13 protein-coding genes are annotated in these 21995 nt (G+C 41.6%); 6 read left to right on the forward strand and 7 right to left on the reverse strand.

Translation table 11 applies throughout. The features are described 5' to 3' along the window. Positions 1–27: 27 nt before the first annotated feature. The gene (gene rnhA / locus AAC026_RS18465; protein WP_339701224.1) at positions 28–489 is read right to left on the reverse strand and encodes a ribonuclease HI; all 462 of its coding nucleotides are present in this window, start codon (positions 487–489) and stop codon (positions 28–30) included. Then, positions 486–1064: a MarC family protein gene (locus AAC026_RS18470; RefSeq protein WP_339609401.1), complete on the reverse strand. Its 579-nt coding sequence runs from the start codon at positions 1062–1064 to the stop codon at positions 486–488. The genes rnhA and AAC026_RS18470 overlap by 4 nt, the downstream gene beginning before the upstream one ends. Before the next feature lie 219 nt (positions 1065–1283). Here AAC026_RS18470 and AAC026_RS18475 point away from each other — a divergent pair, with 219 nt between their 5' ends. The 6 genes from AAC026_RS18475 (at position 1284) to AAC026_RS18500 (ending at position 18993) form a co-directional block, all read left to right on the forward strand. After that, positions 1284–3239 (forward strand): sensor histidine kinase, encoded by a 1956-nt coding sequence (locus AAC026_RS18475; protein WP_339701227.1) that lies wholly within the window; start codon positions 1284–1286, stop codon positions 3237–3239. 129 nt (positions 3240–3368) lie between these two features. After that, positions 3369–4097, forward strand: coding sequence for a response regulator (locus AAC026_RS18480; RefSeq protein WP_339701230.1), 729 nt, complete (start codon positions 3369–3371; stop codon positions 4095–4097). Between the two features lie 139 nt (positions 4098–4236). Further along, complete coding sequence (locus AAC026_RS18485) at positions 4237–5106, forward strand: hypothetical protein (RefSeq protein ID WP_339701233.1); 870 nt, start codon at positions 4237–4239, stop codon at positions 5104–5106. Positions 5107–5368: 262 nt separating this feature from the next. Beyond that, positions 5369–17824, forward strand: coding sequence for an MBG domain-containing protein (locus AAC026_RS18490; RefSeq protein ID WP_339701236.1), 12456 nt, complete (start codon positions 5369–5371; stop codon positions 17822–17824). 7 nt (positions 17825–17831) lie between these two features. Continuing rightward, on the forward strand, positions 17832–18263 hold the full coding sequence (locus AAC026_RS18495; RefSeq protein ID WP_339701239.1) for a hypothetical protein: 432 nt from the start codon (positions 17832–17834) through the stop codon (positions 18261–18263). Between the two features lie 337 nt (positions 18264–18600). Continuing rightward, positions 18601–18993: a hypothetical protein gene (locus AAC026_RS18500; RefSeq protein ID WP_339701242.1), complete on the forward strand. Its 393-nt coding sequence runs from the start codon at positions 18601–18603 to the stop codon at positions 18991–18993. Between the two features lie 79 nt (positions 18994–19072). On the opposite strand, the gene AAC026_RS18505 is transcribed toward AAC026_RS18500, so the two are convergent. The 5 genes from AAC026_RS18505 to AAC026_RS18525 all read right to left on the reverse strand — a co-directional run bounded on the left by AAC026_RS18505 (position 19073) and on the right by AAC026_RS18525 (position 21994). Next, positions 19073–19489, reverse strand: a complete 417-nt coding sequence (locus tag AAC026_RS18505) for a BrxA/BrxB family bacilliredoxin (protein WP_339607316.1) — start codon at positions 19487–19489, stop codon at positions 19073–19075. Positions 19490–19540: 51 nt separating this feature from the next. Then, positions 19541–19849 carry a DUF59 domain-containing protein gene (locus AAC026_RS18510; RefSeq protein WP_068415345.1) on the reverse strand — a complete coding sequence of 103 codons (309 nt, stop codon included), beginning with the start codon at positions 19847–19849 and terminating at the stop codon, positions 19541–19543. A gap of 91 nt (positions 19850–19940) precedes the next feature. Next, positions 19941–20216, reverse strand: a complete 276-nt coding sequence (locus AAC026_RS18515) for a four helix bundle protein (protein ID WP_339701245.1) — start codon at positions 20214–20216, stop codon at positions 19941–19943. A gap of 105 nt (positions 20217–20321) precedes the next feature. Further along, positions 20322–20753, reverse strand: coding sequence for a SufE family protein (locus AAC026_RS18520; RefSeq protein ID WP_339701248.1), 432 nt, complete (start codon positions 20751–20753; stop codon positions 20322–20324). Next, complete coding sequence (locus AAC026_RS18525; protein WP_339701251.1) at positions 20750–21994, reverse strand: cysteine desulfurase; 1245 nt, start codon at positions 21992–21994, stop codon at positions 20750–20752. The genes AAC026_RS18520 and AAC026_RS18525 overlap by 4 nt, the downstream gene beginning before the upstream one ends. Position 21995: the final 1 nt, after the last annotated feature.

The raw sequence follows: 21995 nt of genomic DNA on the forward strand, positions 1-21995 counted from the left end.
TACTCATGTAAAGCATAATCCTTTCGTTTAAAAATCGTTGATGCCGTTTTCAAATTCGGTATCAGCTTTTAAATCATTACCCAAAGCCGCTTCTACTGCTAATTCGTCACATCTTTCGTTTTCAGGAATACCAGCATGCCCTTTCACCCATTGAAAAGTAACCCTGTGTTTTTTATACACTTCAGCAAAACGTAGCCAAAGATCTTTGTTTTTCTTTCCTTTAAAGCCTTTTTTAATCCAGCCCCACAGCCAGCCTTTTTCGACAGAGTCAATTACATATTTGGAATCGGAATAAACGGTTACGGGAGCGTTGGCTACATTAATGGCTTCTAAACCCATGATTACAGCCAGTAACTCCATGCGGTTGTTGGTGGTTTTTCTAAAGCCTTCTGAAAGTTCCTTTCGGTGTTCTTTGTATTTAAGTACTGTGCCGTAGCCTCCAGGGCCAGGGTTTCCACGAGAAGAACCGTCAGTATAGATAATGATCATAGGTTAATAATGTTGTCTTTAAATAGTTTGATGGCGATAGACAAAAGAATAATCCCGAATACTTTTTGCAAAACACTAATTCCGCCAGCACCGATCTTTTTCTCTAACCAGTTGGTAGACTTCAATACTAAGTAAACAAAGGCCAAGTTGACAACGATTCCCACTAAAATATTGAGTTCGCTGTACTCCGCTTTAATCGAAACAATAGTAGTTAAGGTGCCCGCTCCGGCAATTAGCGGAAAGGCAATAGGAACAATAGATGAGGTGTTGTTTGAACCTTCAACAGGTTCGTTTTTAAAGAAACTTCTACCTAAAATCATTTCCATGCCTATGATGAACATGATGATAGCTCCGGCTATAGCAAAAGAACCAACATCGATTCCAAACAAGCCAAGCAGATTGTCGCCCACAAAAAGGAAGAGGATCATTAAGATACCTGCGACTAAAGTTGCTTTTCCAGATTGCACGTGGCCTACTTTTTTTCTTAGGTCGATAACAATAGGAATAGAGCCAAGAATATCGATTACCGAAAATAAGATCAGGGTTACTGAGAGGATTTCCTTGAAATTGAACATCGCTTTTTTTTGACAAAGCTAGGAAATTGAGACTTGAATTGATCACTTAATAATGAGTAATAACTGTGATCGAATTATTAATTCTTGATGAGGTAATTGTATTTCGTGATTCGGAATTCGAAAATGTCTGACCGTTTATCAATACGTGTTGTACACTTGCCAAATTGAAACTAGATTGGTCTCTATTATTAAGTTCTTAACCAGTCCTCTAATACAGCTTTGAAATATAGACTAGCTATAAGTCTTATTGGTTTATGTGTGTTTTTTGCAATATCCTTCCATGCAAATGCTCAAAAGCCTGTGCCCTCCAAGTTAGAATACAGCATTCATTACTTTATAGATAACACAAGTAGTTTTTCTATTGATCAGATAAAAGAAGATGGAATTCAGCAGATTTTTAATGCCAACCCGTTGGAAACTTCAAACTTTGGGTTCGACCACAGGCCTTATTGGTTTCGAATTGAACTGACTCATCCGCCATCAGAGCCCTTAATGTTAGAGATTAATCAACCTTCTCTAGACTACATTAGCGTTTTTACAAAGTCTTCTAAAGACTCGGTGTGGAACGAGCAAAAAGCGGGACATGCTTACTCTCCCAAAACAAATGATTATGGGGGAATCGTTTATGCTTTCCCAATAAATCAAGACCTAGAAAATCAGACAATTTACCTACGAGTAGAGACTGTAGTAAGTATGGCTGTACCTGTTTTGATTAAACCGAAATCAGAATACAATACACATCAAATGCTCAGAATGCTGTTACTGGGAGTGTTTTTTGGGTTGATGTTTATCATGGCAGCTTACAATTTCCTATTGTATCTGTTTTTAAAAGATACCTCCTACCTTTTTTATGTTGGCGCTACCATCATGGGTTTGGGGACATCATTGGTTCTAAATGGGTTTGGCTATTACTTGGTTTGGCCGAATAACCCAGCACTCGATCAACACATTTACTTAACATTCGGAAGCCTAAGTATAGTTTTCTCAAGTCGATTTGCTGCTAATTTCTTGAACTTGAAAAAGTTCGACCCAAAAATGAATATATTTTTGTGGGTCATTTGTTTTGCTGGTTTAGTACTGGCCATTTTAACCCTTTTTTATACTGCTACCGACTTACTTCTGTATGGTAGATTATTGGTTATCATTACATTTCCTTCATACATAATAATTGGCCTGAGAAACTATTTTAAAGGATACACTACTGCCATTTATTATGTGATTGCATGGATACCCTATATGCTCGGAATTGTATTAATGACCTTTCGCGGAGCAGGACTTATAGGAGAACATTGGGTAACGGCATATGGGATTGAATTTGGCGGTGCTATAGAGGTAGTACTACTTTCCTTTGCTCTTGCGGCCAGAATCAAAGGCATGCGCAAAGAAATTGCTGAAAAGGAGCTGGAAAAGGAGCAGTTTAAAACGAGGCTTTTAAGCGAGCAACGAGAAGTTTTAGAACAGAAGGTAGAAGAAAGAACCCAAGAACTGCAAGCGGCCAATGCAACTAAAGATAAGTTCTTTTCCATTATTGCCCACGACCTTCGTAGCCCAATGATAGCCTTACAGGGAGTAGGGCAAAAACTTGAATACTTTATAAGGAAAGAAAAGCTAGAAAAACTGCTTGAAATGGGGACTAAAATTGATCAGTCTATAGATCAATTGAACCATTTGCTTAACAATTTACTCAATTGGGCTACATCACAAACAGGTGGGGTACCTCATCATCCTACTAGGCTAGACCTACACGCTTTGGTAAAGGAAAACATTGAACTCTATCGGTCTTTGGCCGAATCTAAGGGCATCAATATCGTCTGCGAAATATCCGCTAAGTATGTTTTTGCAGATGTAAACACTACTTCTACCATTATCCGAAACCTGTTGAGCAATGCACTGAAATTTACCAGAGATGGAGGAGAAATAAAGATTTCAACTAAGCAAAAAGATGGTTTGGTAGAGCTAGAAATTGAAGATCAGGGTATGGGCATGGATAAGCAGACTTTGGCCCAGCTTTTTAACTCAAATGTGCAGGGTCAAATAGGGCAGAGGGGCGAAAAGGGCTTTGGTTTAGGCCTGAAGCTCTGTAATGAATTTGTACAGATGAATGGGGGGCATATTGCTGTAAAGAGTAAGCTGAACATAGGCACAAAGTTTACCGTGACTTTGCCAACAGCTTAATTCATAGAAATTAGAGATGTTCGGATTTCTGTTGTACTTATAATGGAATTATTTGAAAGTTGTTCAAAAAGGTGTTCATAGTAAAGAGTTATATATTACTTTGAGTTGCCTTTACTCTTAACCAAAAGTATGAACGTCCTTATAGTTGAAGACGAACCTAACTACTCCGATACCCTTGAAATGTTCATTGATGAACTAGGGTATCAGGTTATTGGCGTTGCCCAAGAAGGAAAAACAGCCCTGAACTTATTCAAGACCAGCAAACCTGACATTGTTCTAATGGACATTAACCTCAATGGAGAAATGACAGGGATTGATGTGGCAAAGGAGTTTCAATCTATTCAGCACACACCAATTATATTTATTACTTCTTTTGATGATAAAGAGACTTTTGATCGGGCAAAAGCTACAGGGCCATATGGATACCTAATTAAACCCTTCGACCCTGATACCCTAGAAAGAAGTATGGAATTGGCACTTCAGCGTGCCCATTCAGACGATGCTAAGGCTTTTGATCAATCGCAAAGCGGGGTTTTAGCCAAAAATGCCTTCTTTGTAAAAGAAAGAAATAGGCTTGTTAAGGTTGAAATCAATGAAATACTTTGGGTGGAAGTTGAAGACAAATACATTAATCTCTTCACCGAAAATCGAAAATATACACTGCGCCAGTCTTTGAAGGACTTGGCTGAAAAATTAGACTCAACTAAATTCGTACAGACACATCGATCCTATATTGTAAATGCATCTAAAATACAGGATATAGACCTCCACTTGTTTGTGATCCGAATTAACGAAACCGAAATTCCATTGGGCAAATCGTATAAAGATGAGTTGGTTCAACGGCTCCAAATGCTCTAGCTTTTAGATGTTACATTAAAACTCAAGTTTTACCTTACACCCAAAAAATAAAGGTTTACGTCTCTGATCAATGCCTTGACGCACAAAGCTATGGGCTACTTTTTTGAATTCAGTATATTGAATTTTAATGTAATAAAGAATGAAGCCACTAAATCAAACCGATCTTCAAATTGGAGATATTCTCATTTTCGAAAATCAAGACTTCAGTTATGTCAAATTCTTAGATGAACTTAAGAAGGACTACTTTGAAGAAGATCCAAAAAAGCGAATGCATGCCGCATTCTACTTGTTACTGTATCTAATTCCTTGGTTCGACCCAGGGAAAGAAGGAAAGGAATACAAAAACATCTACCATGCGGCCATTTGGGGCAATGTAGATGTGAATCGAGGAGTGAATAAAACACCCGAGAATTTAGATAGAATTGTTCAGGCAGGGCGAACAGGAATTGGACAAGCCGAACTTGAAGCTACCCTGAAAGGAGAGGGAGTAAAGAATATTTATGTGTACCGAAGGAAAAATCAACCAGTTCATTTTCAAGATAAAATCAATTCCGCCACACGAGCTTTTTATGATGAGGTTTCCATTCCGTATTCCTATGAAACCGCTTGGCTTTTAGCCGTAATATGTTCTTTACGCTATACAGATGGCGCTTTGTATAAAATGCTCGAAAAGCATTTAGGAGAATGGGGCGCCAAGAAAATGATTGACATTGTTCAGTTACTTATTAATGAATACAGTAATGAACACCAGAAAAAGATGGTAGCCTGCTCTACTTTGGTGGCAATGATCTACAAAAATGCTGGTTTTGAGTTAGAGGTGGAGGAGCTAGAAGCTGACCCTGAAATAGTAGTACATCCGGATTTAAAACTGAGTGCAGATTTTTTCCATCAGTCCTTTACTTCTTCCAAACCCTTAAACCCTTTGGAACTTAAGGAAACAATAATCACCCCTCGCCAATTGTCTGAGTCACCTGATGTGGAACTGATAGGCTATTTGCCGCATAGCTAGTGCTTGGTGTATCAGAAAATAAGGGCTAGATAATATTGTAAGAAAATCAGTATATCAAAATCAGTCTCTTGGCAGAAGACTAATATTTAGGTACTGATCACTGATTTCTTTTTTCAAAGCTCACAGACTATCAAAACCTTGGTGTTGATTATTAGCGTATGTGATCCCCTCCTTCACGCCCAAAAAACTGCAGTTCACGCACATTTCTAATTTCCTCGCAATAAATGGCCGCATTTTCATATTGAATTAAACTTCAATAGCAATGCGAGCCTTGTCAACCAAACTCATTGAATCTATTCTCAGCAAAAGGGGATCCTTATGGGCATTACTTTTAATAGTCTTCATACAGACTGCTGGTTTTGCCCAGATTAAGTTTACTATCCATGCTACCTCAACTTCTGCCACCACCTTAACCGTTACTGGCTCAGGTTCTGCTACAACCAATGGAAATGGTACCTCATGGTCTGGTGCCAATGGATTTAATCAGATTTTTGGAAATTCGTCCTTTAATTTTGTCAATTCCAATATCAACTTCGAAACCTTTAACCTGACGGGAAATCTAAATCTTTCGGATGGTACTACTCCTATTAACTTCAGTGCCATTGTTTTGGATGATGATACAGGCTCAGACTATGATGACTTTGCTTTGGATGTGGGTTCTCTAGTTTCCATGGCGTCTAATACTTTATACACCCTTTCAGGAAGTGCCACTTTTGATATTGCTGGTACAGCCACTTTTGCTGATTTTACAACCGGTGTTTATTCAGGAACTTTTGACGGGCTACAGGCCGGTTTTAACAATTTTGCTACTTCAGATATAATTATTGAGGTGTTGTTAGGTACACCTGTTGCGCAACCTACTGCTACTAACGTTGCGGTGGTGGGTACAATGAGCACGGGAGAAGAATTGACGGGAACTTACACTTACAGCCATGCAGATGGAGATGATGAAAACGGTTCAACCTTCAAATGGTATCGATCAGATAATGCTTCTGGAGCCAACAAGACTGCTATTGCAGGAGCTAGTTCTCTTACTTACACGCTTACAAACGATGATTTAAGTAAATACATCAGTTTTGAAGTAACTCCAAGTGATGGAACAATTGTAGGAGGAGCAAGTGAAAGTACTTTGTCTGGACCTGTTTTAGGTCCTCTCATAATTCAAGAGATAGCAAGACAAAATCCAACTGAACAGACTGTTTCGGCTTCAGAAGTCACTTTTAGAGTGACTTTTAACGGAAGTGCCACTAATGTCACAACAGACGATTTCTCTATTAATTCCACAGTGGGAGGAACCATTTCCTCTGTGAATGAAGTGACCGCCAGCGTCTACGATGTAACGGTAAACAATATCAGCAATGTAGATGGAACCCTTGCACTTCAAATTAAAGGCGTAGATGGAGCTAGTGGCTCCAACGATATTCAAAATGCCATTTTTGGAACAGGAACGAAAACGATCAGTCAAACTGATGTTAATGATTACTTGAACCAAGCGAAACTTGGCCAGACTTTTACTGCTACTACCGATAATTATCTAACAGCATATACCATCTACCCCAAATCAGGAAACCATAGCTTTAGTGGAACTGCAGACCTGAAAATTTACAGTGGAAATGAGCTTGCCGGTGACGCAACATTGATTGGGTCGCAGACTATCAATATAAGCAATAGCACCGATGCAGCAGGACAAACCTTTACTATCGAAAACCCTATCCCACTGACTCAAGGTGAAGTTTATAGCTTGGTAATGGATAATTTCTCGGGAAGTGGCTCGCAGGCATTGGAATCAAGCACTTCAGGAAACTATAATGGCGGCAGAGTGATTTTTACTGGAACCAGTACTAGCAGCCACACAGACTTCGACCTGAAAATTGATATTTATGAAGGAACAGCCACGGCAGGTAATGCACTGAGTACAGATGCAGCTCAAACGAATGAAGGCTATACCTTGGAAGCTATAAACTTAGCCCCTACGGTTAGCAATGTAACTTTTACGGGAACACTGGAGTTGGATGAGGTGCTTACAGGTTCTTATACTTATGCTGACAGTGAGAACGATGCCGAGAGTGGTACTACCTTTAAATGGTATCGTTCAGATGATGATCAGGGCACGAACAAAACAGCTATTGCAGGGGCTACTTTCAGTACCTATACACTTACATTGGCAGAGGCTACAAAGTATATCAGCTTCGAAGTAACTCCAAATGATGGGAACTCAGCAGGGGCTGCCATAGAGAGCTCCTTACAAGGGCCATTGCCCAGTTATCCCCCAGGGGTTCTAAGCATTACCCGTCAGCAGCCTTCAACAGAAACCACGGGTTCTGGCACTGTGGTATTCAGGGTTACATTTAGTGACCAAGTAACCAATGTGGATGCCACAGACTTTGTCTTGAATAGTACTGTTAACGGTGCTATTACTTCAGTTGAATTAGTAAGTGACAATAGTACTTATGATGTCACTGTTTCTGGTATGGACAATGCAGTGGGTACAGTTGGTTTAGGTATAAAAGGAGTGGGTGGTGAAAGTGGAAGCAGCGATATCGCCACCTTCACTGCAAATGAGAGCCTTGAGACTAACTATAATGGTTCAGGAGATTACCTGAACCAGGCAAGCATTGGACAGACTTTCATGGCAGGCACTTCTGGCAGGCTTTCAAAAATTACGATTTACCCTAAATCAGGAAATCATACTTTTTCTGGTACAGCTACGCTGAGCATCTATGATGGAGACCAAACTCAAAGTGGTACCTTAATAACCAGTCAAACGGTTAATATTACAAACAGTACAGATGCGGCTGGTCAGAGTTTTGCTATTCCTGCTTTGCCACAACTTACTCAAGGCAATACGTATTCTTTTCTATTTTCTGGTTTCTCAGGTTCTGGTAGCCATGCCATAGTATCCAGTACCAATGCAGGTTATACGAGTGGGCATGTAATATTTACAGGTATGAATAATACCAGCCATATTTCGGATTTGGATTTAGCATTCCAAATCTACGAGTCAGCCGTGAATACAGTGGAAAGCCTCTCAAGTACTGCCCCTGTCACTTCAGAAAGCTACACTAAGGAAGAGTATGTGCGCGCACCATTTGGTGATTGGCCTGCGGCCTTTGTATTGGAAGGTGGCAGAGGGGAGTTCGGTGGTTCTAATAATGCCGGCCTTAATGTACCAATACCAGATGGAAGTGATAAAAGGCTTCCTGGGTTTGCTGTTGGCGACCTCGATGCGGATGGCGATATGGACTTTCTTGTTGGCTCCTTCACGGGGAAAGTCTATCCAATGAGAAATACAGGCACTGCTACATCTCCCAATTGGGAGTTTGTTACTGGCTGGATTCCAACGATCGATTCATTGGATACAAAGGCGGGCAATAGCAATGAAGGTGCAAGGCCTGTTTTGGTGGATATTGATAATGATGGTGATCTCGATTTGTTTATCGGAAACCAAACGGGATGGGATGCTGATAAAGCTGCCCAACTTAACGTTAGTGCAGCAGCAATGAATGATGTCGTTTTCTTTCGCAATGTTGGAGATATTGGTAATCCAGTGTTTGAGTTTCAACAAATTGAAGGGCTCTTCGCAGACCCAGACAATGGTACTGAGTGGTTCCACACGAACTACGGAAGCTTTGCTGCCCCAAGCTTCGCTGATCTGGATGGTGATGACGATTTCGATTTGATCGTGATGGGGAATGATACCATCAGCTATGCCGAGAATATTGGAACAAAAGAAGTTCCTCAGTTCTTAAGGAAATACCGTGCAGATAGCCCCTTTGAAGATTTTAGCCCTATTACGAATAGATCAGGAAGTACCTTGTCAGAACCCAGCTTTGCTGATATTGACAATGACGGTGACTTGGATTTGATTTCTGGAACTACAGATGGAGTATTTCAGGTGATTTTGAATTCAGGTACCGCCAATACCCCTGAGTTTCTCAATGTGAATAAAAGCAATAGCTACTTGCCGGATGTATTAAAAGACTTTGATGTTGGGCAACATAGCCTTGGTCGTTTAGCCGATTTGAATGGGGATGGGGTACTGGATTTTGTTGTTGGTAGTCTGGGTAGTAATAACATTGGTGATTTGGGTTGGTTCTCTGGAGTTCGAAACGACCCTGCTATGGTCAGCGCTGTCAAAACCAATAATACTACCATTACCATTACCTATAGCGAAAATGTACAAACCAATGGCACTAATCCAACTGACTTTACGGTAACGGACTGTCGCGGCAATACCTACGCTGTCTCAGCTCAGGCAGATGGATCTGTCGGAGATACAGATATTGTGCTTACGGTCGCTAGTCTTGAGTTTGCCGTTGGCGATATAACCATTACTTACACGAACAATAATGGTGAGATTTCCGACTTAGGCGATATAGCTCAGAAAACTGATGATACAGGAGTGGTAATTAATGCCTCAGCTGATGTCTCAGCGCCAACCTTAAGCAATGGTACTAAAAATTCAGATACAGAAATTACCATCACATTTAGCGAGAATGTGGATGTTTTAGGTGTTAATCCTACTGACTTTACAGTTAAGGACGGTGTAGGAAACGCCTATGTAGTAAGTGCCATCAATAACGGAACTGTTGGAGATGCTGAGGTGACTTTAACGGTAGCAGATTTAAGTGATGCCTTAGGTGATATAATCATCACTTATGCCAATAATAACAATGAAGTAGTTGACTTTGCCTGCAATGCGTTAGCCGCAGATGCCACTGGCGTAACCATTGACTTGGACAATACAGCACCAACGCTGGTAAGCGCCACCAAAGATTCTGATACACAAATCACATTAACCTTCAACGAAGAAGTTCAGATTGATGGTGCTGATGCCAGTAACTTCACGGTAGAAGATGCTAATAACAATGGCTTCTGTATACTTTCTCTCACTGATGGCACAGCCGAAGACAATAAACTGATCCTCGGTTTTGATAACTTGGGTAGTGCAGTCGGAAGACTCACAATCACCTATGACCCTTCTAGTGGAAATATAAGTGATTTTGGAGGGAACCACCTGGCCACGGATAATACCGGGGTAGAAATAACGCTGGCGGCTATAATCTATACCGCTGCCAGGCAAAACCCGGGTGATGAGGATACCAATGCCGATGTGCTCACATTCAGGGTTGATTTTGGTGAAGATGTGAGGAATGTAGATGTTACTGATTTTGTGCTGTCTGGTACGGCTGCTGGTGACGGTACAATTTCCAGCGTTGATCCTGTTACCGTTGGTGCAGAAGATACAAGATATTACGATGTAGTGGTTTCGGGAGTGGATGATTCCAACGGGACAGTCTCAGTCGGTGTTGCTGGAACCAATGGCCTTTCCGGCTCAAACAACATATTGAATGACAATGTGGTGGTAGATGTTGATCAAACTGTGAATGCCGAACAGACAAATGGAGGTGACTTGGCCGCACAATCCTTCCAAGCTACTCAAAATGGCCCACTTGTTTCAATCCGGGTCGAAATGAATCAAATCCATGAATATGCAGGTCCAATGACCTTAAAAATCCGCGAAGGTGATGGAACTGGAGGAAATGTTATCGCAACGCAAGATTTCACTTCTGTATCTTGGCGTACTTCAGAGGATATAACCATCACTTTTGATAACCCGGCAACTATGGTAGCAGGTCAGTCATATACCTTCCATTTCGACCACGCGAATGCCAGTGAATTTATTCCGGAAGGATCAAATACTAACCCTTATGCCAATGGCCGCATGTACGGTGATTTCCCTTCTCCTAACTTTGACTGGGTATTTACCACTTATATTTCTTCCGGGGAATCGTATGAAGTGGCTACTTCCGGGAATACAATTGAAGAATATGCACTTGACAATGTTGCCCCTACTGTTACCATTACAAGTAATGCGAATGATCCTCAGCGCGGAGTCTTCACAGCTACATTTACATTCAACGAAGATGTAAGTGGTTTTGCCGAAGAAGACATATCGGTAAGCAATGGAGCAGCCAGCAACTTTAACACAACTAGTGCGAAGGTTTACACGGCTACCATTACCCCATCTGCCGATGGTGAGGTATCTGTAGATGTATTGGCCAATAAAGCCACAGATGCTGCAGGTAACGCAAACACTGCAGCTACCCAATTAAGTGTGACCAACGATGAAACCGCTCCTGCTGCTCCAATTGTTGCAAGCATTTCAATAGATGCCGGAAGCAGTGCTGCGGATGGTATAACCAACGACCAAACTTTGGAAATTACTGGTACGGCCGAAGCCAATGCTTCAATAGATGTGTTTATTGGTGGAAACAGCATAGGGAATACTACCGCAGATGGCTCAGGAGATTGGACTTACGATCATTCCGGTTCAACACTTACGGAGGCTACTCATAGCATCACGGCAAAAGCTACAGATGCAGCAGGTAATGAGTCGGCTGTTTCAACAGCATTAGATGTTACGGTAGACATCAGTGCTCCATCAGTTTCATCAGGTACCATTGTAGGGAAAACCTATGGTTTGATAGATAATTTAGATGTTACCTATGTGTTTGATGAAGCCGTCATTGTGGACGAAACCAATGGCACCCCAAGTATTACTATTGCCATGGGTGGTCAACAAAGGGTTGCTGAATACCATAGTGGTTCGGGAACGACCTCACTAGTTTTCAGATACACTACTGTTGCTGGGGATATTGATGGCAACGGTGTTTCCGTTTCAAGCATTAGCCTTAACGGAGGAACAATCCAGGATGCAGCGGGTAATGATGCCAGCACTTCTATTAGTGTTGTCGGTGCTGCCGATGTAAGAGTTGATACAACTGCACCAACCATATCAATTACCAACTCTGCCAATACAGTAAGCGGAGCCTTTACGGCCACCTTTACTTTCAACGAAGATGTTTCTGGATTTGACGTGAACGATATTTCAGTAAGTAATGGGTCTGCAGGAAACGTCAATGCAGCAAGTGCGAAAATCTATACTGCTACTATTACCCCTGCGTCAGAAGGAACTGTAACAGTAAATGTGGCTGCCAACAAAGCACAGGATGCTGGAGGAAACGGTAACACCGCAGCTACCCAGCTAAGCGTGACTAACGATGAAACTGCTCCAGCAGCTCCACTTGTGGCAAGTATTTCAACGGATACTGGAAGCAGTACTTCCGATAATTTAACCAATGATCAAACGCTGGAAATCAGCGGTACTGCCGAAGCCAATGCTTCAATAGAAGTGTTTATTGGTGGAAATAGCGTAGGCAATACCACAGCCAATGGTTCTGGCTATTGGACATACGATCATACTGGTTCAACACTTACAGAAGCTACGCATAGTATAACCGCCAAGGCTACAGATGCGGTTGGTAATGAGTCTGTCGAGTCAACTGCTTTGAGTGTGGAGGTGGATATCACAGCACCAAATGCACCGGTGGTAACGGGCATTAGCAATGATACTGGTGTGAGCGATTCTGATGGCTTGACAAACGATGATGCTATTGAAATACATGGTACTGCCGAGGCGAATGCTTCAGTAGAAGTGTTTATTGACAACACCAGTGTTGGAACAACTACTGCTGATGAAAACGGTGATTGGACTTACAATCATTCAGGATCTGCACTTGCGGAAAACAGCTATAGCATTACCGCCAAAGCAACCGATGCCGCAGGCAATGAGTCATCGGCTTCTGCAGGCTTTAGCTTGCTGATAGACCTTACAGGGCCAGTTTCGGCACCAATTGTAGGGGCGGTGGGGAACGATAGAGGACCTTCAAATTCAGACTTTATAACCAATGATCAAACCTTGATTATTGGAGGAAATGCCACAGCAAATAGCAGGGTAGAAGTGTTTATTGATGGAACAAGTATTGGAATTGCTACGACCAATAATGCCACTACCTGGTTGTTCGACCATGAAGGAACAACCTTACCAGTGGGTACCTATTCAATTACAGCCAAAGAACTGGATAACGCTGGAAACCATTCTCCAGCATCAGCTGCCAAAGCATTGGTAATTGATCTTACACAGCCAACCGTTGCAATTACCAGTAACGCCAATAACCCACATAGTGGAGAGTTTACGGCCACCTTTACTTTCTCTGAAGCTGTGTCAGATTTCGATGTCAATGACATTTCCGTAACCAATGGGAGTGCGGGAAGCTTTAGCACGGTAAGTGCGAGTGTTTATACTGCCAGAATTACGCCATCAGCAGATGGTCAGGTGACAGTCGGTATTACAGCTAACAAGGCAACTGATATTGCTGGTAACAATAACACTGCTGCCACACCGATTAATGTAACCAATGATCAAACTGCGCCAAGCTTGGTGAGTATTGCCAAGACCAGCGAAAGTCAAATCACCTTGACCTTCAGTGAACCAGTTGTCCCTGGTTCAAATGGCCATCATAACATTACCGTATATGGTGGAAATAACAAGTGGGAGAATGCAGTTTCTGTGGAAGATGGAACAGTGGGTGACAATAAAATTATAGCCAATTTCAATACATTGGATGAGTTCTTGGGCGATCTGGAAATCCTTCATTCAGGTGGAAGTACAATTGCAGATTTAGCTGGGAATGTTTATCCATTGGATGGAACAGGTGCTAAAATTGATGATACCACTGCTCCAACATTAGTAAGCGCGGCTAAGGATTCTGAAACGCAAATCACTCTAACCTTCAGCGAGCCGGTTAAAACCTTAGGCACGAACCCAACGGATTTCACCGTGGTGGATGATAATAGCACCAATTTCACTGTTCAGGCCATTACCGATGGAACAGCAGAAGACAACAAACTGGTATTGACCGTTGCGGACATGAGCACTGCTCAACTCAACCTGAATATCACTTATGCCAACAATAATAATGTGGTCACTGATTTTGGAGGGAATAGTTTAGGGTCTGATGCAACTGGAGTAAATATTTCCCTGAATGCTTTACCAACCACAACTAATGTAGACTTCTCGGGAACGCTCACTGTTGGCGAAACCTTGACAGGTGCTTATACTTATTCAGATACTGATAATGATACTGAAGATGGTACAACCTTCAAATGGTATAGATCGGATGACGCTAATGGCACAAACAAAATAGCCATTGCAGGAGCTACAGCTTCAACTTATGACCTAACGAGTTCGGATGTAGACAAGTACATTAGCTTTGAAGTAACTCCACACGATGGAAACAATGCAGGAAATGAGGTTGAAAGTAGCCTGAAAGGTGCGGTGAGTAAGATCAGTCAAACCATCACCTTTGGAGCTTTAGCAGCCAAGACTTATGGTGACGCTAACTTTACTCTTTCTGCCACAGCATCCTCTAACTTAGGAGTGACTTATACCAGTTCTAACACTAGTGTAGCCATTGTCAATGGAAGTACTGTAACAATAATTGGAGCAGGAGAGACCACCATTACCGCCTCGCAGGCAGGAGATGCTAGCTACGCTGCTGCAACCAATGCAACCCAATTGTTAACCGTCAACAAAGCAGTGCTGACCGCAACTGCCGATGATAAGTCGAAAACCTATGGAGAAGCCAATCCAACATTCACAATCAGCTATGTAGGCTTTATGAATGGTGATGATGCAAATGCTATCACTACCGAGCCAACTGCTTCAACAGGGGCAGATGCAACAACAGGAGTAGGTACTTACGATATCGATTTGGCTGGAGGAACAGCAGACAACTACAGCTTCAACTTAAGCAGTGGAATGCTCACTATTGGGAAGGCAGTGCTAACCGCAACAGCCGATGATAAGTCTAAAGCTTATGGCGAGGTGAACCCCGCTTTCACAATTACTTATACAGGTTTTGTGAATGGCGATGATGCAAATGCTATCACTACCGAGCCAACTGCTTCAACAGTGGCGGATGCCACAACAGGAGTAGGAACTTATGATATCAATCTAGCCGGAGGGACAGCGGATAACTATAGCTTCAACTTAGGGAGAGGAACGCTTACTATCAACAAAGCAGTGCTTATTGCCACAGCAGATGATAAGTCGAAGACCTACGGGGAAGCTAATCCAACATTCACCATCAGTTATTCAGGCTTTGTCAATGGTGATGATGAAACAGCAATCATAACGGAGTCAACTGCTTCAACTTTGGCAGATGCTACCACGGGAGTAGGTACTTATAATATCGACTTGGCTGGAGGAACGGCAGATAACTACAGCTTCAGTCTAGCTAGTGGAGCGCTTACTATCAACAAAGCAGTGCTAACAGCAACTGCCGATGATAAGTCGAAGACCTACGGAGAAGTCAATCCAACATTCACCATCAGCTATACAGGCTTTGTAAATGGTGATGATGAAACAGCAATCACAACTGAGCCAACTGCATCAACTTTGGCAGATGCTACAACAGGAGTAGGTACTTTTGATATCGACTTGGCAGGAGGAACAGCAGATAACTACAGCTTCAACTTAAGTAGTGGAATGCTCTCTATTGGCAAAGCAGTGCTTAGAGCCACAGCCGATGATAAGTCGAAGACCTACGGGGAAGAAAACCCAGCCCTCACCGTCAGCTACGCTGGTTTTGTGAACGGGGATGATGAAACTGATATCATGGAACCAACTGCCAGCACAACAGCAGATGCGACAAGTGATGCTGGCACTTATGACATCACCCTACCGGGTGGGTCAGCGGATAACTATTCAATTATAATGAATAACGGTACGCTGACTATTGGAAAAGCTACGCTAACTGCCACTGCGGAAGATAAACAAAGGGCAGTAGGGCAAGCTAATCCCGAGTTCACCATTGATTATTCTGGTTTTGTGAATGGTGATGACAGATCTGTGATCGATTCAGAGCCAACAGCTTCGACAACGGCAGATGAAACCACGGTTGCAGGAACAGCATCTATTACCTTGAGCGGAGGAAGCGACAACAATTATGACTTCAACCTGGTAGATGGAACGCTGACCATTGTGGAGGCATCATTTGTCACCTCTGTTTCTGTTCCAGATGACGGTAATTACGCCATTGGCGATGAGATGAGCTTTATAGTGAATTTCTCACTTCCTGTAAGCATAACAGGAACGCCAACAGTACCGTTGACCGTTGGTTCAACTACCAAGTCAGCTACTTTGAAGACGGCTGTTAGCAATGCTATTAAAGCTACATTCAGCTATACCATTGTTGAAGGAGATTTGGATATTGACGGAATAACTTTAGGCTCGAATATTTCATTAAATGGAGCAAAGATTAAGGACTCTTTTGGTACAGATGCCTTGTTAAACCTCAATCAAGTGGCGTCAACAGCGGCCGTATTAGTTGATGGTGTAGCTCCAACAGCAACATTGACTACCGCTGTAGACCCATTGACCAACGCTGCATTTGGAGTAAATATCAGCTTTGATGAAATAGTAACAGGCTTTACGATAAGCGATATTCAGGTAACGAATGGTACAGCTAGTAATTTGGTGGAAGTTATTGCAGACAAACAATGGACAGTAGAAATTACTCCAGGAACAGACGGTACAGTGGCGGTAGGTCTTCCAGCCAATATTGTCACTGATACCCCTGGAAACACTAATAAAGCCAGTAACATACTGAATACAACTTTCGATGGTACAGCGCCAACAGCGCTGAGTTTAACTAAGAAAACCGCCAATCCGATCCTGACGGCCAGTGCAGGCTTTAGAGCAGCCTTCTCAGAAGACGTAACGGGTGTAGACCTGACCGACTTTGAAGTGATCTTGACAGGCACAGCAACAGGTACCCTGAATTCTGTGACCCAAGTAGACTCCAAAACCTATGACATAACCGTAATCGGCATATCAGGCCAAGGCAGCATAGGCCTAAACCTAAAAGACGATGACAGTATTTTAGATGCAGCCAACAACCCATTGTCAGGAGCGCTTACAGGCGAAGTCTATGTCACCAATCTGTCACCAACCGACATAACGATAAACTCATCTAGCATTGCTGAGAATAATGAAGTAGCAGCAGTGATAGGAAGCTTTACTACAATAGATGCTGATCAATCTACTGGACACACTTATAGTTTGGTAACGGGAACGGGAAGTACAGACAATGCGCAGTTTATTGTTGAGGGCACAAGTCTTAAGGCAGCCTCTATTTTTGATTTCGAAACTAAGACGAGTTACAGCATTCGGGTAAAAACCGATGACGGTCGTGGAGGTACTTTCGAGAAAGTGTTTACCATAACAGTCACCAATGTGGCAGAACCAGAGCTTAGAATTACTTCGAATATCGATATTCCAGCTACAGCACTAGGACTGACGAGCAATTTTGACATCACTGTTCACAATGACGGAGAAGCAGCATTGATTGTCAATAGTGTGCTGTTCCCCGAAGGCTTCATTGGAGCAGTTACAGGGGTCATAGTAAATCCAGGAGAAAGCAGAACCATCGTCTTCGGTTTTAAACCAACCGAAGTGAATATCTATACTGGCACAATTCAGTTCATTACCAATGCAGGTACCGTTTCGGTAAATGTATCTGGTGAAGGAGCAATAATCACAGGAGTAGATGACGGAGCGATCAATCCTGAGACCATCAGTATATTCCCTAATCCAGCAAGTAAAATACTGAACATTGACTTGTCAGAGGTGGGCGGTAAAAAACTGGATATTGATATAGCAAATGCTTCAGGTACGCCATTGTTCAGTAGAAAATCCTTTACAGAGAAAACCCTTCAACTGAACGTCTCAGATTATACCAGCGGTATCTATATTATTCAGATTACTGATGGAAAATCTGTGGTAAGGAAAAAAGTAATGATCAAAAGATAAGATAACAATGAAAATCAACAGAACCAAAACCATAAGTACTTTAGTACTACTTGTAATGATCATTATAGGTTGTAGCTCAGATGATCCAAATGGGCCCACAAACAAAGAACTCGCCTTTGAAAAACTTGCAGGGAATTGGACCTATGGTACCAGTGGCCAGATCACATTAGACGGTCAAGACGTGAGCCTGAATTATCCAGGCTTTACATTGTCGTTCACGGATGGCACTTACACCACCACCAACGGTGGCGACCTTTTTCGTGCAACAGGTACTTGGGCATGGGCTAATGAAGCCGCAGGAAGCATTAATCTAGATACAGGTGAGGAAGTAACAATTCTAGAATTGAGTGTGACAAACTTTAAGTTCAGCTTTACCCATACAGGTGGAGGAGTAGTAGCTGGAACTTCAGGAAGTTACACCGTGAGTTTAGAGAAATAAAAGAAAATTCAATTTAGTAATACTTACTATTTTGTGTTGAGGGGGATTTGAAAACTCTTGTTTTCAAATTTTATAAGGAGCCTATGGAGATAGGCTCTTTTTTATTGTCAGCTTAATTGACTTCTCATGGGACGATAAAAATCAATAAAAGTTTCATTGTGACGGTACCGTACATACTTGTACGGTTATGAACATAAATCGACCTAGAATTCTTAGCTTTCTTTGGTTCTACTGATTGATAATCAGCTATTTATCTTAGTTGGCATAAGCATTGTCATAAGGAGGTAGGTCAGCTGCTTTGGTCGGCAGCAATGTTAAACTCAAAAACAACAAGGTCATGAACTCAATAAACAACACAATCGGCATTTTAAGGAGAAGAATTCCTTTAATGATTTGCCTTTTAATAGGCATTAGCTCAGTATCAATGGCATCAGAAATTGCTGATGAAAAATTAACAAGAGAAGAAGCTATTGAATTGATTTCAGAAGTAAAGCACGATTTGAATCTGAAAGCTGATTGCGAATTAGAATTCGTAATAGATGATGAAGGAAACGTGAAGCCTTCTCCGATCAAGATTATTAAAATTTATGATAAGGACAACGAGTTGCTTTTAGAAGCTCCTATCCATACGGTAGAGCAAATGAGTAACAAGGAATTAAGAAGGTTAGTGAATTCAAGTGATTTCTTAATCGAATCCTACAACACCTTCTACTACCGCTTAGATTTATAATCGATGGAATCAGTCGTAAAGTAAACAGGCCACTTCATTTGAAGTGGCCTGTTTTTGTTTCATTTAGTTTATGAAGAAACTAGCAGTACTCTTCAAAAACATCAGCCAAATGGCCACCAATCATATCTGCAGTTCTGCCTTCAATGTGATGTCTTTCTACAAAATGCACCAACTCACCATCTTTGAAAAGAGCAACTGATGGAGAAGAAGGAGGGTAAGGCATGTGGAACTCTCTCACTTTAGCAGTTGCCTCAATGTCGCCACCAGCAAAAACAGTAGTTAGATGATCAGGTTTTTTGTCGGCAAGCTTTAAAGCCATTTTAACACCTGGTCTTGCTGTTCCAGCAGCACAACCACAAACCGAATTGATCACTACTAAAGAAGTGCCTTTCTGGTTCTTTAAGTGATTTTCAACAGCCTCGGCTGTTTTTAGCTCTGTAAAACCCGCTTCAGTCAATTCTTGTCTGAATGGGACGAGTAAATGTTCAGGGTACATATTTCTTATTTTTATTTCGTTTCTAATTCTTAAAAGCCGCTTTGGCCATTCTTACATAAAACCAAGTTCTAGCTTGGCTGCTTCCGACATCATGTCTTGCGTAAATGGAGGGTCGAAAGTCAATTCAACTTCTACATCATTTACACTTTCAAGTGCCATAATTTTTTGCTTTACCTCTTCAGGTATCACTTCTGCCGCAGGGCATGAAGGAGAAGTCAATGTCATCAGTACGTAAACATTGTTCACTGGAAAAACATTGATTTCATAAATCAACCCCAATTCATAAACATCTACAGGTATTTCAGGGTCGTACACCGTTTTTATCGCTGCAACGACTTGGTCTCTTAAGTTATCTTCCATAATTCAACTTCAAATTATCAAATCTCAAAAAGCAAATCACAAAACTCAACTTTCAGTCCTAGTTAGTAATGAATACTTCGAGCTCAATCATCTAAACCTTATTTATTATTGCTGACAAGATTTTCAACAATTCGGTGGCCTCTTGTTCTAGCCTAATTCTTACTTGTTCAACTTCTTTATTTCCTAAAGTATCAATTAACCGAAGCCAGTACCTTGACTCTTTCGCTTCTTTTCTAGCAATTTTAGCCCTGAACTTAAAGTCTTTATCACCTAACTTTTCATTGGCTTCAATGTAATTAGCTCCGACTGATCCAGATGATCTTGTGAGCTGTTTTGAATCCTCGTAATTCGATAAATCTAATGTCAATGACCTTATTAAACTTCCTAACGTCTTTGGCGAACTGTTCTGTTCTTTGCTCAAGGTCATAATTGCTCACCACCGCTTTGATATTTGTCTTTTGTTTTTTGAGTTTTATTCGGCCTTCGCAGAATAAGCTAACCCATATATTTTTATTTGTTTCATCATAGCGCCCAATCCGTTAGATCTTTGTGTGCCGATGAATCTATTTAAACCAATTTTGTCAACAAAGTAGAGATCCGCATCAACGATTTCTTGAGGAGTACGACCTGAAAGAATTCTCACCAAAATACTCACTAACCCTTTTGTGATGGCAGTATTGCTATCGGCTTCTAAATATATTTTTCCATCTTTTGCTTCGGCATTCAGCCAAACTTTAGATTGGCAACCCTTTACAATGTGGTCTTCATTTTTGAGTGCTTCTGCCATTTCTGGCAACTGCTGCCCCAATTCCATAATATATTCAATGGTCATTTCCATGTCGGCATCCAACATTGAAAATTCTTCGATGATCTCGTTTTGAATATCGTTTATGGTTTCGCTCATTTCTTGAATTTGCTGATTGTGCTTTTTAAGGCTTCAATAAAAGCGTCTATTTCTTCAACCGTGTTGTAAACAGAAAATGACGCACGAACAGTTCCTTCAATGCAGTAGTGATCCATTAAAGGCTGAGTACAGTGGTGGCCTGTTCTTACGGCAACACCTTTAGCATCGAGCCACATGCCTAAATCAAAGTGATGAATTCCTTCTACTTCGAAAGAAAGTACACTCACTTTCTCTTTGGCTGTACCAATAAGTTTCACGCCTTCTATTTGGGTGATTTTATCAGTAGCATAAGCCAATAGCTCGTTCTCGTAAGCGACAATATTCTCTTTGCCCAATTCATTAATGAAAAGAATGGCTTCGTTGAAAGCAATTACATTGGCAATATCTGGAGTGCCCGCTTCAAATTTGTAAGGAATATCGTTGTAAGTGGTTTTGCCAAAACTCACTTCTTTAATCATTTCTCCGCCACCTTGATAAGGAGGGGTTTTTTCCAGAATATCCCGTTTCCCGTAAAGAACACCCAAGCCCGTTGGACCATACATTTTGTGAGCAGAGAAAGCATAGAAATCTGCATTCAATGCTTGAACATCAACAGTGAGGTGAGAGGAGGCTTGTGCACCATCTACCAAAACTTTAGCGCCAACGGCATGTGCTTTGTCGATAATGTGTTTTACTGGGTTGATGGTACCCAAAGAATTGGAAGCATGGTTAAATGCGACCATCTTGGTTTTCTCTGTGATCAACTCATCAAGTGCTTCTATAATAATTTCACCAGCTTCGTTAATGGGCATCACCTTAAGTTCTGCTCCGCGCTCTTCGCAAATCATTTGCCAAGGCACAATGTTGGAGTGATGCTCTAAGGTTGAAATCAAAACTTCGTCTCCTGGGTTCAAAAACTTTCGACCCCAGCTTGAAGCGACTAGATTTATGCTTTCAGAAGTCCCTTTTGTGAAAATGATTTCTTCTGGCTCGTTGGCATTGATAAACTTCTGCACAGAAACGCGCGTGTTTTCAAATGCTTCTGTGGCACGAGCGGCCAAGGCATGCGCTCCTCTATGGATGTTCGCATTGTCATGTTCGTAATACTTAACCAAAGCATCAATTACCCTTTTTGGTTTTTGATTTGTGGCGGCATTATCGAAGTAAATCAAGGGTTTACCGTTAACTTCTTGATGAAGCACGGGAAACTGAGTCCTGATTTTCTGAATGTCCAATGTGTGTTTTTCCAAAGTCTGAGCCATG

This window comes from uncultured Roseivirga sp., from assembly GCF_963973945.1.
In the GTDB taxonomy this organism is placed as follows: Bacteria; Bacteroidota; Bacteroidia; order Cytophagales; family Cyclobacteriaceae; genus Roseivirga.